Genomic DNA, 14,793 nt, shown 5'->3' with positions numbered 1-14,793 from the left:
TGTGCGGGGACCGCCGAGCCCGGGGCTGGCGGTATTCGGACACGACCCTCATGACCTCACGGCAGGGTCAGCGGTAGTTCACGAACTGGATCGCGAAGTCGAAGTCCTTGCCCTTGAGCAGCGCCTGCACGGCCTGCAGGTCGTCCCGGCTCTTCGAGCTGACGCGCAGCTCGTCGCCCTGCACCTGCGCCTTGACGCCCTTGGGGCCCTCGTCGCGGATGGCCTTCGCGACCTTCTTGGCGTTCTCCTGGGAGATGCCCTCCTGGACGGAGGCGAAGAGCTTGTACTCCTTGCCGGAGAGCTGCGGCTCACCCTCGACGTCCAGCGACTTCAGCGAGATCCCGCGCTTGATCAGCTTGGACTGGAAGATGTCGAGGATCGCCTTGACGCGCTCCTCGCCGTTCGCCTGCATCAGGATCTTCTCGCCCGACCAGGAGATCGAGGCGTTGGTTCCCTTGAAGTCGTACCGCTGGGAGATCTCCTTCACGGCCTGGTTGAGGGCGTTGTCGACCTCCTGCCGATCGACCTTGGACACGATGTCGAAACTGGAGTCGGCCATGACTCGTGGCTCCTTGCTCTGATGCTGTGGGTACCCCCCGAAGCCTAGGGGGTGAGCCGCCGGCCGAACCGCTGATCAATCCGGTGGCGAAGCACCCCCCGGGATCAGGTATTGTTTACGTCGTTGCCGGGGAACACCGCAGAAACGCGGAGGACCAAGGCGACAACCCATGGCGATGTGCCCGAGTGGCCAATGGGAGCGGACTGTAAATCCGTCGGCTTAGCCTACCCAGGTTCGAATCCTGGCGTCGCCACGTGAAGAAGGTCCCCGGTGCTTGCACCGGGGACCTTCACTCGTTTCCGGGGATGGATCCGCGGGTCAGTTTCCGGCCACGTCCTTCACCGCGACCGAGAGCGGGACCGAGCCGGCGATCAGTTCCAGGGTGAGGCCCGCGGTCGCCGGGGTGTCGAGGAGTTCGGCGAGGACCGCGGCGACGTCGTCCCGGGGGACCGGGCCGCGACCCGTACGGGCCTCCAGGCGGACCATGCCCGTGCCCGCGTCGTCCGTCAGGGAGCCGGGGCGCAGGATCGTCCACTCCAGGGCCGTACGGCGGCGGATCTCGTCGTCGGCGGCGCCCTTGGCGCGCAGGTAGGCGTCGAAGACCCCGTCGCCCGGGTGGGACGCGTCCGCGCCCATCGAGGAGACGACGAGGAAGCGGCGCACGCCCGCGCGTTCCGCCGCGTCGGCGAACAGGACGGCCGCCCCGCGGTCCACCGTGTCCTTGCGGGCGGTCCCGCTGCCCGGGCCCGCGCCCGCCGCGAAGACGGCCGCGTCGGCGCCCTGGAGCACCGCGGCGACCATCTCGACCGACGCCGACTCCAGGTCCAGGACGGCGGGCTCCGCGCCCGCCTCCCGCAGGTCGTCGTCCTGTTCCGGGTTGCGGATGATCCCCACGACCTCGTGCCCCGCCGCCGAGAGCAGCCTCTCCAGACGCAGGGCGATCTGTCCGTGTCCTCCAGCGATGACGATGCGCATACTCACGACCGTACGACGGGTCCGGCCGGAGGGCTTCCCGGCTCGGGCGGCCGCTCCGGGCGCGCCTGCCGCGGCAGGTCCAGGGCCGCCGCCGAGTCGCAGTACTCCCGCACCGCGCTGGTCCGGGCCACCACCCGCCCCCGGTGCACCACGATCCGGCTGTACGCCAGGGACAGCACGCCCGCCAGGCGCTCGCCGCGCACCGCGAGCAGCTCCGCCGGGAAACCGGCCTCCACCCGCACCTCGGGGAGGCCCATCACCGCCCGCGCCTCCGCGCTCACCGCCCCGTACGCCTCCTGGGGCGCGAGCCCGCCGAGCGAGGCGAGCAGGTACGCCGCCTCCAGCGGGTCCCCGCGGCCCACCGGGTTGGCCACGTCCCGCAGCGCCCCGCTCCCCGCCGCGACCCGCACCCCGGCCGCCCGCAGCAGCCGCACCGGCGCCGCCCCGCGCAGCTCCGTGCCCCCGCAGCCGCCCTGCGGCAGGCACACCACCGTCATGCCGGCCGCCGCCAGCCGGTCCGCCGTCCGGTGCGCCGCGTCGGGAGGGAGCCGGGAGAGCCCCGCGCACGGCCCGATCGTCACGCCCGGCCGCAGCCCGCCCGCCATCGCCGCGAGCCGGGCCAGGCGCGCCGGGTCGTCCCCGTCGGTGTGCAGGTCGACCGGGACGCCGTGCTCGGCCGCGACGCCGAGCAGCGCCTCCACGTACCCGGCCGGGTCCGGGTCGAGGTCCGGGCGGCCGCCCACCACGCCGGCGCCCATCTTCACCGCGTCCCGCAGCATCGCGAGCCCGTCCGCGCCCGCCGCGCCCGTGAGCAGCCGGGGCACGGCGACGGCCGTCAGGTCGGCGAGGCCGCGCAGCGAGCGCCGGGCCTGGAGCACCGCTTCGAGCGGGCCGAGCCCCTGGACGTCGCCGATCCGCACGTGCGCGCGGAGCGCCGTCGCGCCGTGGCCGAGCTGGAGCAGGGTGGCCTCGGTGGCCCGGCGCTGCACCTCCTCGGGGGCGTACGAGACGGGTCCGGGGGTGTCGGCGGAGAGCGCGGTGTCGGCGTGGGCGTGGGGTTCGGCGGCGGCGGGCAGCAGCAGATAGCCGCTGAGGTCGACCCGTGCGCCGGTGGAGGTGAGGCTGCCGGCGGTGCCGACGGCCTCGATGCGGCCGCCGACGAGGCGTACGTCCACGGTCCGGCCGTCGGTGAGCCGTGCGTGGGAGAGCAGGAGCGAGGTCGAGTCGGCGGTGGTGGCGGCCCCGTCCTCGGGCGGCTGGGGCTGCTTGCTGTCGGCTGACATCGGGCTCCTCAAGACTCCTCAAGATCAAGATCACGCAGCGTGGGGCCGAGCCTAGGGGCGCTCGGAGCGACCTTCGAGGAGGAGCGCAATAGTCGTACTGATGAGGCCACGAGTGGCGTACGGGACGCCTGGTGGGAGCCGTCGCGGGGCCTCGGGGAAACGGATTTGGGTGATGGGCCGGAGACCGTGTAATGTCTTCCTCGCTCGCCCCAATAGCTCAGTCGGTAGAGCGTCTCCATGGTAAGGAGAAGGTCTACGGTTCGATTCCGTATTGGGGCTCTGGTGAGAGGGATCCCGCCTTCGGGCGGGATCCGGATCATCAAAGCGGTGTAGCTCAGTCGGTAGAGCAAGCGGCTCATAATCGCTGTGTCACCGGTTCAAGTCCGGTCACCGCTACAGACAGTAGCCGATTGTGGGGTCGGTCCTGCGATCGGCTACTCTTCTATGCGTTCATCCGTCCATCCGTCCGTCAAGGAGCACTCACGTGGCTGCCACCGACGTCCGCCCGAAGATCACGCTGGCCTGCGTGGAGTGCAAGGAGCGGAACTACATCACCAAGAAGAACCGGCGTAACAACCCGGACCGTCTTGAGATGAAGAAGCACTGCCCCCGCTGCAACTCGCACACCGCGCACCGCGAGACGCGCTAATCAGGCTCGTACACGAGGCCGTCCCCACTCGGGGGCGGCCTCGTGTCGTTTGTCGGCTCCCCCCGACGACATCGGAAACACATCCTGGAGGTATCGAGTTCCATGGCGCTCGACCAGTCCTTCGTGGGCCGGACCTATCCGCCCACCGCGCCCTACGAGGTCGGCCGCGAGAAGATCCGCGAGTTCGCCGAGGCGATCGGTGACGCGAATCCCGCGTACACCGACACCGAGGCGGCCAAGGCGCTCGGGCATTCCGATGTGATCGCCCCGCCCACTTTTGTGTTCGCCATCACGTTCAAGGCGGCCGGCGCCGTCATCGAGGACCCGCAGCTGGGCCTCGACTACAGCCGCGTCGTCCACGGCGACCAGAAGTTCGCCTACACCCGGCCCGTACGCGCCGGGGACCGGCTCTCGGTCACCTCCACCATCGAGGCGATCAAGTCCCTCGCGGGCAACGACATCCTCGACATCCGCGGTGAGGTGCACGACGCCTCCGGCGAGCACGTCGTCACCGCCTGGACCAAGCTCGTCTCCCGCGCACCCGAGGGGGCCTGACCATGACCGCGAAGATCGCCTACGACGAGGTCGAGGTCGGCACCGAGCTGCCCGCCCGGACCTTCCCCGTGACCCGCGCCACGCTCGTGCAGTACGCCGGCGCCTCCGGGGACTTCAACCCGATCCACTGGAACGAGAAGTTCGCGGTCGAGGTCGGCCTCCCGGACGTCATCGCCCACGGCATGTTCACCATGGCCGAGGCGATCCGCGTCGTCACCGACTGGGCCGGCGACCCGGCCGCCGTCGTCGAGTACGGCGTCCGCTTCACCAAGCCGGTCGTCGTCCCCAACGACGACAAGGGCGCCGAGATCGAGGTCTCCGCCAAGGTCGCCGCCAAGCTGGACGACCAGCGGGTGCGGGTCGACATCACGGCCGTGAGCGCCGGGCAGAAGGTGCTGGGCATGAGTCGGGCCGTCGTGCGCCTGGCCTGACCCGCGACTTCGGAAGGGGGCGGCCGTCCCGACGAGGCCGCCCCCTTTTCCGGGTTGACGGAGTTAGTGATTGAGTACTAACTTTGTATGCATGGCCAGGATGAGTGCAGAGGAGCGGCGCGAGAGCGTGATCCGCGCGGCGATGAAGGAGTTCGCCCGGGGTGGCTACCACGGCACCTCGACGGAGGCGATCGCCCGCCGCGTCGGCGTCTCGCAGCCGTACCTCTTCCGGCTCTTCCCCGGAAAGAAGGCGATCTTCCTGGCGGCGTCCGAGCGCTGCCTGGCGGACACCCGGCGGGTCTTCGAGGAGGCCGCCGAGGGGCTGAAGGGGGAGGAGGCCCTGCATGCCATGGCCAATGCCTACACCCGGCTCATCACCGAGCAGCCGGACCGGCTCCTGATGCAGATGCAGGTCTACGTCGCGGTGGCCGCCGCGGAGGAGGCCGGCGACCACGAGTTCGGCGAGGCCGTCCGGGCCGGCTGGATGGAGCTGTGGGAGGCCGTCCACCTGCCGCTCGGCGCCGACGTCGGCGAGACCACGACCTTCCTGGCGTACGGAATGCTCGTCAACACCCTCGTCGCCATGGGGTTCCCGCCCGAGCACCGGGTCTGGGAGGGGTTCTACCCCTCCGCCCGCCTCCTCGGGCGACTGGAGAAGTAGCGCACGCCCGGGCTCCGGCCCGGGGGCCGGTCGCTCCGCGTCCCGGCCGAGCTCTGCCCGTAGAAGTTAGTCATCAATAACTAACCTGAAAGGTGAGCAGCGATGAACCAGCCCGAAGCCCGCCGCGGTTCCGCCGCCTGGGCCCTCGTCATCACCAGCGTCGCCGGCTTCATGGCGGCCCTCGACAACCTCGTCGTCACCACCGCCCTGCCCTCCATCCGGGAGGACCTCGGCGGAGCGCTGCACGACCTCGAATGGACGGTGAGCGCCTACACCCTCACCTTCGCCGTCCTGCTCATGTTCGGCGCCGCCCTCGGCGACCGCTTCGGCCGCCGCAGACTGTTCCTCACCGGCCTCGCCGTCTTCACCGGCGCCTCCGCCGCCGCCGCGCTCGCCCCCGGCATCGACGCGCTGATCGCCGCCCGCGCCGTCCAGGGCGTCGGCGCCGCGATCATGATGCCGCTCACGCTCACCCTGCTCACCGCGGCCGTCCCGCCCGCCAAGCGCGGCATGGCGTTCGGCATCTGGGGCGCCGTCAACGGCCTCGCCGTCGCCGCCGGCCCGCTCATCGGCGGCAGCCTCACCGAGCACATCTCCTGGCCGTGGATCTTCTGGCTGAACGTCCCGCTCGGCCTCGCCCTCCTGCCGCTCGCCCGGCTGCGGCTCGCCGAGTCGTACGGCGCCGGCGCCCGCCTCGACATCGCCGGCACGCTCCTCGCCAGCGGCGGCCTCTTCGGCATCGTGTACGGGCTGATCCGCGGCCCCCTCGACGGCTGGACCTCCGCCACCGTCCTGATCGCGCTGGTCGTCGGCGCCGCGCTCATCGGCGGATTCGTCCACCACGGCATCCACAACAAGGCGCCGATGCTGCCCATGCGGCTCTTCCGCAGCCGCGCCTTCTCCGGCATCAACGCGGCCAGCCTGCTGATGTTCCTCGGCATGTTCGGCTCGATCTTCCTGCTCAGCCAGTACCTGCAGGGCGTCCTGGGCTACTCGCCCACCCAGGCGGGTCTGCGGATGCTGCCCTGGACCGGCATGCCGATGCTCGTCGCGCCGATCGCGGGCGCCCTCTCCGACCGGATCGGCGGCCGCCCGGTCGTCGCCGCGGGCCTCGCCCTCCAGGCGATCGGCCTCGGCTGGTTCGCCCTCGTCGTGACGCCCGACGTCTCGTACGTGGTCCAGCTCCCCGCCCTCGTCGTCAGCGGCATCGGCATGGCGCTGTACTTCGCCCCCGCGGCCAACCTCGTGATGTCCAGCGTCCGCCCCTCCGAGCAGGGCATCGCCTCCGGCGCCAACAACGCGCTGCGCGAGGTCGGTGGCGCGCTCGGCGTCGCCATCATGGCCTCCATCTTCGCCGCCCAGGGCGGCTACGAGTCCGCCCAGAGCTTCGTCGACGGCCTGGTCCCCGCCCTGTGGGTCGGCGCCGGGGCGGTGGCACTCGGCGCGGTGGCCGTCCTCTTCGCCCCGTCGCGCCGGGCCCGCGAGGCGGCGGAGACGGAGGCCGGGGCGGATTCCGGAGCGGATTCCGGAGCGGAGGCGCTGGCCGGGGCTGGAGCCGGGGCCGGAGGCGAGTCCGACTCCGGGACCGGTGCAGGGAAGTCGGGGCTGATCGTCGCGTGACGGCGGTCCGGTGCCGCGCAGGAGAAGCGGCGGCACCCCGAGGCGCACGGCCCCGCCCCTCTCGGCGGGGCCGTCACCTTTCCGTTCGCCGCGACTGCGGCCCGGGGCCGTGTCGGAGGGGCGGCGGCACCCGTGGTGCACGGCCCCGTTCCTTCCGGCGGGGGCGTCGCCTTTCCGGCCGTCGCGGCTGCGGTCCGGTGCCGCGCAGGAGAAGCGGCGGCACCCCGTGGCGTACGGCATCGCCCCTTTCGGCGGGGCCGTCGCCTTCCGTGCGCCGTGAGCGCGGCCCGTACTCTTGAGCCCGTGCAGCAGATCGCAGATGCCCCCCTCGCGCCCCTGACCACCTTCCGGCTCGGCGGGCCCGCCAGCCGGCTCGTCACCGCCACCACCGACGACGAGGTGATCGCGGCGGTCCGTGAGGCCGATGCCGCCGGGACCCCGCTGCTGATCATCGGCGGTGGATCGAACCTGGTCATCGGGGACAAGGGCTTCGACGGCACGGCGCTGCGCATCGCCACCACCGGGTTCGACCTGGAGGGGACCCGCCTGGAGCTGGCCGCAGGCGAGGTCTGGACGGATGCCGTGGCGCGGACCGTGGAGGCGGGGCTCGCCGGGATCGAGTGCCTGGCCGGGATCCCCGGCTCGGCCGGTGCGACCCCCATCCAGAACGTCGGCGCGTACGGGCAGGACGTCTCCGCCACCGTCACCGAGGTCGTCGCGTACGACCGGCGTGCCGAGGAGACCGTCACCCTCACGAACGCCGAGTGCGCCTTCTCGTACCGGCACAGCCTCTTCAAGGACCAGCCCGACCGGTACGTCGTGCTGCGGGTCCGCTTCGAGCTGGAGGACGCCGACGGGATGTCGGCGCCCCTCAAGTACCCCGAGACCGCCCGCGCCCTCGGCGTGGAGGCCGGGGAACGGGTGCCCCTCGCCACCGCCCGCGAGACCGTCCTGGAGCTCCGCGCCGGCAAGGGCATGGTCCTGGATCCGGAGGACCACGACACCTGGTCCGCGGGCTCCTTCTTCACCAACCCCATCCTCACGGCGGGGGAGTACGAGACCTTCCTCGCGCGCGTGGCGGAGCGGCTCGGCCCGGACGTCACCCCGCCGGCCTTCCCGGCGGGCGAGGACGGCGCCGTGAAGACCTCGGCGGCCTGGCTCATCGACAGGGCCGGGTTCACCAAGGGGTACGGTTCCGGGCCCGCCCGGATCTCCACCAAGCACACGCTCGCCCTCACCAACCGGGGCGAGGCGACCACCGAGGACCTCCTGGCCCTCGCCCGCGAGGTCGTCGCCGGGGTGCGGGACGCCTTCGGGATCACCCTCGTCAACGAGCCCGTGACGGTCGGGGTCGAGCTCTAGTGCGCGACCCCGACGCCCTGCTTCAGCGTCGCGGGGTCGTCGATCATCGCCAGCATCGCGTGCGCCACGTCCGCGCGGGCCAGGAAGCGGCCCCGGAGCGGGGTGCCGCCGACGACCGTGCGGTACTGCCCGGTGCCCGGCTTGTCCGTCAGCCGGGGCGGGCGCACGGCGGTCCAGTCGGTGCCGCTCGCGGCGAGCTCGGACTCCATGACCCGCAGGTCGGCGTAGATGTCCTTCAGGACCGCGTTGATGACCGCGAGCGTCGCCCGGTCGACGAGGGGCTGACCCTCCGGGGTCGGCCCCAGCGGGGCCGCGCTGACCACCAGGATCCGGCGCGTCATCTCGGCCTCCATCGCCGTGAGCACCGAGCGGGTCAGCCGCGCCGCCACGCCCGCGTCCGCCCGGCTCCGGGCCCCGAGGCCCGAGAGCACCGCGTCCCGGCCCGCGACGGCCCCGCGCAGGGCCTCGGGGTCGGTCAGGTCGGCCCGCCGGACCGTCAGGCCCGCGCCGGTCACGGTGAGCCGTGCCGGGTCCCGCACCACCGCCGTCACCTCGTGGCCCGAGGCCAGGGCCTGCCGGACGATCTCCTGGCCGATGCCACCGGTCGCGCCGAAGACTGTGAGCTTCATGTCGCACCCTCCCAGGGTGGGTAAGTATTCACTCACCCCTAGGGTGAGTGGATACTCACTCAAACGTCAAGCGTGCACTGGAGGATGCGTGGAACAGAGACCGACCCGGACCCGGATCATCGACGCCGCCCGCGACCTCATGCGGACGGCGGGGCTCGCCCGCACCACCACCAAGGAGATCGCCAAGGCGGCCGGCTGCTCGGAAGCCGCGCTCTACAAGTACTTCAGCAGCAAGGAAGAGCTCTTCCTGACCGTCCTGAACGAACGCCTGCCCCAGCTCGGCGAGCTCCTCGGCATACTCGCCGCCGACCCCGGCGGCCGCACCGTCGAGGAGAACCTCACGGAGGTCGCCCGGCAGGCCGTGCGCTTCTACGAGCAGACCTTCCCGGTCGTCGCCTCCCTCTACGCGGAACCGCAGCTCAAGCGGCGCCACGAGGAGGCCATGCGCACCTACGGCGTGGGCCCCCACAAGCCCATCGAAGGCCTCGCCGCCTACCTCCGCGCCGAGCAGCAGCACGGCCGCCTGAGCCCCGACGCCGACCCGGTGGCCGCCGCCTCCCTGCTCCTCGGGGCCTGCGTGCAGCGCTCCTTCGCCTGGGAGATGACCCCCGACCGCAGGCCGCCGGACTCCCTCGACGACTTCGCCCGCACGCTCGTCCGCACCCTGCTCAGGGGCATCGGCTAGGCGATCCAGTCGTCGATCCCCGCCAGGAGCTTCGCCTTGACGTCCTCCGGCGCCGCCGAGCCCCGCACCGACTGACGGGCCAGCTCCGCCAGCTCCGCGTCGGTGAACCCGTGGTGCCGGCGGGCGATCTCGTACTGGGCGGCCAGCCGCGAGCCGAACAGGAGGGGGTCGTCGGCACCGAGCGCCATCGGGACCCCCGCCTCGAAGAGGGTGCGCAGCGGGACGTCCTCGTGCTTCTCGTACACCCCGAGGGCCACGTTCGACGCCGGGCAGACCTCGCAGGTCACGCCCCGCTCGGCGAGCTTCCGCAGCAGCCGGGGGTCCTCCGCCGACCGCACCCCGTGGCCGACCCGCGCCGCCCGCAGATCGTCCAGGCAGTCCCGTACGGACGAGGGGCCCGTCAGCTCGCCGCCGTGCGGGGCCGCGAGCAGGCCGCCCTCCCGCGCGATCGCGAACGCCCGGTCGAAGTCCCGGGCCATGCCCCGCCGCTCGTCGTTGGAGAGCCCGAAACCGACCACGCCCCGGTCGGCGAACCGGACGGCCAGACGGGCGAGCGTACGGGCCTCCAGGGGGTGCTTCATGCGGTTCGCCGCCACCAGGACCCGCATCCCGAGCCCGGTCTCCCGGGAAGCCGCGTCGACGGCGTCGAGGATGATCTCCAGGGCCGGGATCAGGCCGCCCAGGTGCGGGGCGTACGAGGTGGGGTCGACCTGGATCTCCAGCCACCCCGAGCCGTCCCTGACGTCCTCCTGGGCCGCTTCGCGGACGAGCCGCTGGATGTCCTCGGGCGCGCGCAGGCAGGAGCGGGCGATGTCGTACAGCCGCTGGAAACGGAACCAGCCGCGCTCGTCGGTGGCCCGCAGTTTGGGAGGGGTGCCGCTCTTGAGCGCCTCCGGGAGGTGCACGCCGTACTTGTCGGCCAGCTCGATGAGGGTCGTGGGCCGCATCGAACCGGTGAAGTGCAGGTGCAGATGGGCCTTGGGCAACAGGGTGAGATCGCGTACGTGCTCCATTGGCCGATACTGCCGCACCCGAATGGACGAATGAAGTCCATTTCCCCGATCGGGACCTTGCTAGAACGCAAAAACGGGCCCCCGGTTCCGGAGAACCGGGGGCCCGCGGCGATCAGCGGATCAGTCCGTCGCCTCGGCCAGGAGCTTCTGGATCCGGGACACGCCCTCCACCAGGTCCTCGTCGCCGAGCGCGTACGAAAGACGCAGGTAGCCCGGGGTGCCGAAGGCCTCGCCCGGGACGACCGCGACCTCGGCCTCGTCCAGGATCAGGGCGGCGAGCTCGACCGAGGTCTGCGGGCGCTTGCCGCGGATCTCCTTGCCGAGCAGCCCCTTCACCGACGGGTACGCGTAGAACGCGCCCTCCGGCGTCGGGCAGTACACGCCCTCGATCTCGTTCAGCATCCGCACGATCGTCTGACGGCGGCGGTCGAAGGCGGCGCGCATCTCGGCGACCGCGTCCAGGTTGCCGGAGACGGCGGCGAGCGCGGCCACCTGGGCGACGTTGCTCACGTTGGACGTGGCGTGCGACTGGAGGTTCGTCGCGGCCTTCACGACGTCCTTCGGGCCGACGATCCACCCGACGCGCCAGCCCGTCATCGCGTACGTCTTCGCCACACCGTTGACCACGATGCACTTGTCGCGCAGCTCGGGCACGATCGCCGGCAGCGAGACGAACTTCGCGTCGCCGTAGACCAGGTGCTCGTAGATCTCGTCCGTCAGGACCCACAGGCCGTGCTCGACGGCCCAGCGGCCGATCGCCTCGGCGTCCGCCTCGCTGTAGACCGCGCCGGTCGGGTTCGAGGGGGAGACGAAGAGGACGACCTTGGTCCGCTCCGTGCGCGCCGCCTCCAGCTGCTCCACCGAGACCCGGTAGCCGGTGGTCTCGTCGGCGACGACCTCCACCGGGACACCGCCCGCGAGACGGATCGACTCGGGGTACGTCGTCCAGTACGGCGCCGGGACGATGACCTCGTCGCCCGGGTCGAGGATCGCGGCGAAGGCCTCGTAGATCGCCTGCTTGCCGCCGTTGGTCACCAGGACCTGGGAGGCGTCGACCTCGTAACCGGAGTCGCGCAGCGTCTTGGCGGCGATCGCGGTCTTCAGCTCGGGAAGGCCGCCGGCCGGCGTGTAGCGGTGGTACTTCGGGTTCTTGCAGGCCTCGACGGCCGCTTCGACGATGTAGTCCGGGGTCGGGAAGTCGGGCTCACCGGCGCCGAAACCGATCACCGGACGACCGGCGGCCTTGAGGGCCTTGGCCTTGGCGTCGACGGCGAGGGTGGCGGACTCGGAGATCGCACCGATCCGGGCGGAGACCCGACGCTCGGTGGGAGGGGTAGCAGCGCTCATACCGGCCATCGTCCCAGACCGTGCGGAGGCCCGGCACGCAGGTTTCACGGACCGGACAGGACCGGTCATTACCGGTCGTACGCGCGTCCGGGAGCAGGTCGGCGCGGTTTCTGTTCGACGTAGGGGCCCATGACCACGTATGCTCACTCCTCGTTGGCCCGCACCGACCACATCTCACGATGCGGTACGTTGGGGGCACCGACAAAGGGTCGTAGCTCAATTGGTAGAGCACCGGTCTCCAAAACCGGCGGTTGGGGGTTCAAGTCCCTCCGGCCCTGCTACACACACCGCCAGGTGTTGTGCGCATGTGTACGTACTTCATTGCACCGCCGTGCGGCTCCACCCGGGCGCGGCACGGCCGACCCGGAATCAGGTGAGACATCGTGACGGACGCCGTAGGCTCCATCGACACGCCTGATGCCGACGACGAGACCGCCGAGTCGAAGAAGAAGTCCCGCAAGGGCGGCAAGCGCGGAAAGAAGGGCCCCCTGGGCCGTCTCGCGCTCTTCTACCGCCAGATCATCGCGGAGCTCCGCAAGGTCGTCTGGCCCACGCGGAACCAGCTGACGTCGTACACCACCGTGGTGATTGTCTTCGTCGTCATCATGATCGGCCTTGTCACCGTGATTGACTATGGCTTCCAGGAAGCAGTCAAGTACGTCTTCGGCTGACTTTTTGTTCCACCCCATCTGTATCGCAGGAAGAAGCAGCCACCGTGTCTGACGCGAACCTGAACGACGCCTTCGAGTCCGAGTCCGTCGAGGACGAGCTGGACATCGTCGAGGCCGCCGACGAGGACGTCGAGGACGTCGAGGTCGACGCTGCTGAGGACGCTGCGGACGAGGACGTCGAGGTCGAGGCCGACGAGGACGTCGACGCCGACGAGGACGAGGCCGTCGAGATCGACGAGGACGTCGAGGACGAGGACGAGGACGCCGAGGAGGAGGCCGAGCCGGCCGCCCCGGTCGACCCGATCGCCGCGCTCCGCGAGGAGCTCCGCACCCTCCCCGGCGAGTGGTACGTCATCCACACCTACGCGGGCTACGAGAAGCGCGTGAAGGCCAACCTCGAGCAGCGTGCCGTCTCGCTCAACGTCGAGGACTTCATCTACCAGGCCGAGGTCCCCGAGGAAGAGATCGTCCAGATCAAGGGCGGCGAGCGGAAGAACGTCAAGCAGAACAAGCTCCCCGGCTACGTCCTCGTCCGCATGGACCTGACGAACGAGTCCTGGGGCGTCGTCCGCAACACCCCCGGCGTCACCGGCTTCGTGGGCAACGCCTACGACCCGTACCCGCTGACCCTGGACGAGATCGTCAAGATGCTCGCCCCGGAGGCCGAGGAGAAGGCCGCCCGCGAGGCCGCCGAGGCCGAGGGCAAGCCGGCTCCGGCCCGCAAGCTGGAGGTCCAGGTCCTGGACTTCGAGGTCGGCGACTCGGTCACCGTCACCGACGGCCCGTTCGCGACCCTCCAGGCCACGATCAACGAGATCAACCCGGACTCGAAGAAGGTCAAGGGCCTCGTCGAGATCTTCGGTCGCGAGACCCCGGTCGAGCTCAGCTTCGACCAGATCCAGAAGAACTGATCTCAGCTTCTTCCGCATCTTCCGACCAGGTCAGAGTGGCTCTCGCAGCCGCTCTGACCTGCTCGGTTTTTAGCCGCACGTCTATACCCGTTATCGTTGTGCGGTATGCCTGCATCCGGATGACCGGATGGCGGGCTGAACACTCTCACTAGGACCCGGAGAGAGCAATGCCTCCCAAGAAGAAGAAGGTCACGGGGCTTATCAAGCTCCAGATCAACGCCGGCGCGGCCAACCCGGCCCCGCCGGTCGGCCCCGCGCTCGGTCAGCACGGCGTCAACATCATGGAGTTCTGCAAGGCCTACAACGCCGCGACCGAGTCGCAGCGTGGCATGGTCGTGCCGGTGGAGATCACGGTCTACGAAGACCGCACCTTCACCTTCATCACCAAGACTCCGCCGGCCGCCAAGCTGATCCTCAAGGCCGCGGGCGTGGAGAAGGGCTCCGGCGAGCCGCACAAGACCAAGGTCGCCAAGCTCACGGCCGCCCAGGTCCGCGAGATCGCCACGGTCAAGCTCCCCGACCTCAACGCCAACGACCTGGACGCCGCGTCCAAGATCATCGCTGGCACCGCCCGCTCCATGGGCATCACGGTCGAGGGCTGATCACCCCCCCTCGTGACCTCAGTGGTAGGGCCGGCGCGGCCCGCACCACGACTCCACACCTGAACAAACAGGAGAAGCAGTGAAGCGCAGCAAGGCTCTCCGCTCCGCGGACGCCAAGGTCGACCGCGAGCGGCTCTACGCCCCCCTCGAGGCCGTCCGTCTCGCCAAGGAGACCGCCACCACGAAGTTCGACGGCACCGTCGAGGTCGCCTTCCGCCTGGGTGTCGACCCGCGCAAGGCCGACCAGATGGTCCGTGGCACCGTGAACCTCCCGCACGGCACCGGCAAGACCGCCCGGGTCCTGGTCTTCGCGACCGGTGAGCGTGCCGAGGCCGCGATCGCCGCGGGCGCCGACATCGTCGGCTCCGACGAGCTCATCGACGAGATCTCCAAGGGCAACCGCCTGAACGAGTTCGACGCCGTTGTGGCCACCCCGGACCTCATGGGCAAGGTCGGCCGCCTCGGCCGCGTCCTCGGCCCGCGTGGTCTCATGCCGAACCCCAAGGTCGGCACCGTCACCCCCGATGTCGCGAAGGCTGTCAACGACATCAAGGGCGGCAAGATCGAGTTCCGCGTCGACAAGCACTCGAACCTGCACTTCATCATCGGCAAGGTCTCCTTCGACGAGACGAAGCTGGTCGAGAACTACGCCGCGGCCCTGGAGGAGATCCTCCGTCTGAAGCCGTCCGCCGCGAAGGGTCGCTACATCAAGAAGGCGGCCATCACGACGACGATGGGCCCCGGCATCCCGCTGGACTCCAACCGCACCCGCAACCTCCTCGTCGAGGAGGACCCGGCCGCGGTCTGAACCTCACCGGTTCGCTGAGTGGTCAGCCGGCC

The 14,793-nt window shown here is 70.7% G+C and carries 17 protein-coding genes and 4 tRNA genes; 15 read left to right on the top strand and 6 right to left on the bottom strand.

Translation table 11 applies throughout. From position 1 onward, the window contains the following. Positions 1–67: 67 nt before the first annotated feature. On the bottom strand, positions 68–559 hold the full coding sequence (locus ACH4TP_RS04350; protein ID WP_041130732.1) for a YajQ family cyclic di-GMP-binding protein: 492 nt from the start codon (positions 557–559) through the stop codon (positions 68–70). A gap of 171 nt (positions 560–730) precedes the next feature. Here ACH4TP_RS04350 and ACH4TP_RS04345 point away from each other — a divergent pair. After that, positions 731–812 (top strand) — tRNA-Tyr (locus ACH4TP_RS04345). A 65-nt stretch (positions 813–877) separates the two neighbouring features. On the opposite strand, the gene ACH4TP_RS04340 is transcribed toward ACH4TP_RS04345, so the two are convergent. Both ACH4TP_RS04340 and ACH4TP_RS04335 read right to left on the bottom strand, forming a co-directional pair. Continuing rightward, positions 878–1,534 (bottom strand): SDR family oxidoreductase, encoded by a 657-nt coding sequence (locus ACH4TP_RS04340; protein ID WP_398435588.1) that lies wholly within the window; start codon positions 1,532–1,534, stop codon positions 878–880. Positions 1,535–1,536: 2 nt separating this feature from the next. Then, positions 1,537–2,817 carry an amidohydrolase family protein gene (locus ACH4TP_RS04335; RefSeq protein ID WP_398435586.1) on the bottom strand — a complete coding sequence of 427 codons (1,281 nt, stop codon included), beginning with the start codon at positions 2,815–2,817 and terminating at the stop codon, positions 1,537–1,539. 206 nt (positions 2,818–3,023) lie between these two features. Here ACH4TP_RS04335 and ACH4TP_RS04330 point away from each other — a divergent pair. The 8 genes from ACH4TP_RS04330 (at position 3,024) to ACH4TP_RS04295 (ending at position 8,095) form a co-directional block, all read left to right on the top strand. Continuing rightward, positions 3,024–3,096, top strand: a tRNA-Thr gene (locus ACH4TP_RS04330). 44 nt (positions 3,097–3,140) lie between these two features. After that, a tRNA-Met gene (locus ACH4TP_RS04325) sits at positions 3,141–3,213 on the top strand. 88 nt (positions 3,214–3,301) lie between these two features. Continuing rightward, positions 3,302–3,466 (top strand): 50S ribosomal protein L33, encoded by a 165-nt coding sequence (gene rpmG, locus ACH4TP_RS04320; protein WP_003956487.1) that lies wholly within the window; start codon positions 3,302–3,304, stop codon positions 3,464–3,466. A 102-nt stretch (positions 3,467–3,568) separates the two neighbouring features. Next, positions 3,569–4,021 (top strand): MaoC family dehydratase N-terminal domain-containing protein, encoded by a 453-nt coding sequence (locus tag ACH4TP_RS04315; protein ID WP_030687915.1) that lies wholly within the window; start codon positions 3,569–3,571, stop codon positions 4,019–4,021. Positions 4,022–4,023: 2 nt separating this feature from the next. After that, a complete protein-coding gene (locus ACH4TP_RS04310; protein ID WP_389220982.1) occupies positions 4,024–4,452 on the top strand; it encodes a MaoC family dehydratase in 429 nt (142 codons plus the stop codon). Between the two features lie 91 nt (positions 4,453–4,543). Further along, positions 4,544–5,113, top strand: coding sequence for a TetR/AcrR family transcriptional regulator (locus tag ACH4TP_RS04305; protein WP_389220979.1), 570 nt, complete (start codon positions 4,544–4,546; stop codon positions 5,111–5,113). Between the two features lie 102 nt (positions 5,114–5,215). After that, positions 5,216–6,733, top strand: a complete 1,518-nt coding sequence (locus ACH4TP_RS04300; RefSeq protein ID WP_398435583.1) for a DHA2 family efflux MFS transporter permease subunit — start codon at positions 5,216–5,218, stop codon at positions 6,731–6,733. A gap of 303 nt (positions 6,734–7,036) precedes the next feature. Further along, on the top strand, positions 7,037–8,095 hold the full coding sequence (locus ACH4TP_RS04295) for a UDP-N-acetylmuramate dehydrogenase (RefSeq protein ID WP_398435581.1): 1,059 nt from the start codon (positions 7,037–7,039) through the stop codon (positions 8,093–8,095). On the opposite strand, the gene ACH4TP_RS04290 is transcribed toward ACH4TP_RS04295, so the two are convergent. After that, positions 8,092–8,724, bottom strand: coding sequence for an NAD(P)-dependent oxidoreductase (locus ACH4TP_RS04290; protein ID WP_398435579.1), 633 nt, complete (start codon positions 8,722–8,724; stop codon positions 8,092–8,094). The two genes, ACH4TP_RS04295 and ACH4TP_RS04290, sit on opposite strands and share 4 nt — an antisense overlap. An 88-nt stretch (positions 8,725–8,812) precedes the next feature. On the opposite strand from ACH4TP_RS04290, the gene ACH4TP_RS04285 reads away from it, so the two are divergent. Then, positions 8,813–9,409: a TetR/AcrR family transcriptional regulator gene (locus ACH4TP_RS04285; RefSeq protein ID WP_389220967.1), complete on the top strand. Its 597-nt coding sequence runs from the start codon at positions 8,813–8,815 to the stop codon at positions 9,407–9,409. Here the strand turns inward: ACH4TP_RS04285 and ACH4TP_RS04280 are convergent. Next, on the bottom strand, positions 9,406–10,422 hold the full coding sequence (locus tag ACH4TP_RS04280; protein WP_389220964.1) for an adenosine deaminase: 1,017 nt from the start codon (positions 10,420–10,422) through the stop codon (positions 9,406–9,408). The two genes, ACH4TP_RS04285 and ACH4TP_RS04280, sit on opposite strands and share 4 nt — an antisense overlap. 120 nt (positions 10,423–10,542) lie before the next feature. Next, a complete protein-coding gene (locus ACH4TP_RS04275; protein ID WP_398184098.1) occupies positions 10,543–11,769 on the bottom strand; it encodes a pyridoxal phosphate-dependent aminotransferase in 1,227 nt (408 codons plus the stop codon). Between the two features lie 205 nt (positions 11,770–11,974). On the opposite strand from ACH4TP_RS04275, the gene ACH4TP_RS04270 reads away from it, so the two are divergent. From ACH4TP_RS04270 to rplA, 5 genes are all read left to right on the top strand, one after another. Continuing rightward, positions 11,975–12,047, top strand: a tRNA-Trp gene (locus ACH4TP_RS04270). Between the two features lie 105 nt (positions 12,048–12,152). Next, positions 12,153–12,440 (top strand): preprotein translocase subunit SecE, encoded by a 288-nt coding sequence (gene secE / locus ACH4TP_RS04265; RefSeq protein ID WP_389220958.1) that lies wholly within the window; start codon positions 12,153–12,155, stop codon positions 12,438–12,440. Between the two features lie 44 nt (positions 12,441–12,484). After that, on the top strand, positions 12,485–13,351 hold the full coding sequence (gene nusG / locus ACH4TP_RS04260; RefSeq protein ID WP_398435576.1) for a transcription termination/antitermination protein NusG: 867 nt from the start codon (positions 12,485–12,487) through the stop codon (positions 13,349–13,351). Between the two features lie 167 nt (positions 13,352–13,518). Then, complete coding sequence (gene rplK / locus ACH4TP_RS04255) at positions 13,519–13,953, top strand: 50S ribosomal protein L11 (RefSeq protein WP_030687894.1); 435 nt, start codon at positions 13,519–13,521, stop codon at positions 13,951–13,953. Positions 13,954–14,032: 79 nt separating this feature from the next. After that, a complete protein-coding gene (gene rplA, locus ACH4TP_RS04250; RefSeq protein WP_041130743.1) occupies positions 14,033–14,761 on the top strand; it encodes a 50S ribosomal protein L1 in 729 nt (242 codons plus the stop codon). The last annotated feature ends 32 nt before the right edge of the window (positions 14,762–14,793 follow it).

Origin of the sequence: Streptomyces sp. NPDC021012, from assembly GCF_044333355.1 — a bacterium.
Lineage (GTDB): Bacteria > Actinomycetota > Actinomycetes > Streptomycetales > Streptomycetaceae > Streptomyces.
Note: the sequence above shows the minus strand (reverse complement) of the source record. Positions and strands in the feature narration are given on the sequence as shown.

Bases quoted from the DNA above. Each gene is read 5' to 3' on its own strand.
- ACH4TP_RS04350 (WP_041130732.1), bottom strand. From the start codon at position 559: ATGGCCGACTCCAGTTTCGACATCGTGTCCAAGGTCGATCGGCAGGAG.
- ACH4TP_RS04340 (WP_398435588.1), bottom strand. From the start codon at position 1,534: ATGCGCATCGTCATCGCTGGAGGACACGGACAGATCGCCCTGCGTCTG.
- ACH4TP_RS04335 (WP_398435586.1), bottom strand. From the start codon at position 2,817: ATGTCAGCCGACAGCAAGCAGCCCCAGCCGCCCGAGGACGGGGCCGCC.
- ACH4TP_RS04315 (WP_030687915.1), top strand. From the start codon at position 3,569: ATGGCGCTCGACCAGTCCTTCGTGGGCCGGACCTATCCGCCCACCGCG.
- ACH4TP_RS04310 (WP_389220982.1), top strand. From the start codon at position 4,024: ATGACCGCGAAGATCGCCTACGACGAGGTCGAGGTCGGCACCGAGCTG.
- ACH4TP_RS04305 (WP_389220979.1), top strand. From the start codon at position 4,544: ATGGCCAGGATGAGTGCAGAGGAGCGGCGCGAGAGCGTGATCCGCGCG.
- ACH4TP_RS04300 (WP_398435583.1), top strand. From the start codon at position 5,216: ATGAACCAGCCCGAAGCCCGCCGCGGTTCCGCCGCCTGGGCCCTCGTC.
- ACH4TP_RS04290 (WP_398435579.1), bottom strand. From the start codon at position 8,724: ATGAAGCTCACAGTCTTCGGCGCGACCGGTGGCATCGGCCAGGAGATC.
- ACH4TP_RS04280 (WP_389220964.1), bottom strand. From the start codon at position 10,422: ATGGAGCACGTACGCGATCTCACCCTGTTGCCCAAGGCCCATCTGCAC.
- ACH4TP_RS04275 (WP_398184098.1), bottom strand. From the start codon at position 11,769: ATGAGCGCTGCTACCCCTCCCACCGAGCGTCGGGTCTCCGCCCGGATC.
- rplK (WP_030687894.1), top strand. From the start codon at position 13,519: ATGCCTCCCAAGAAGAAGAAGGTCACGGGGCTTATCAAGCTCCAGATC.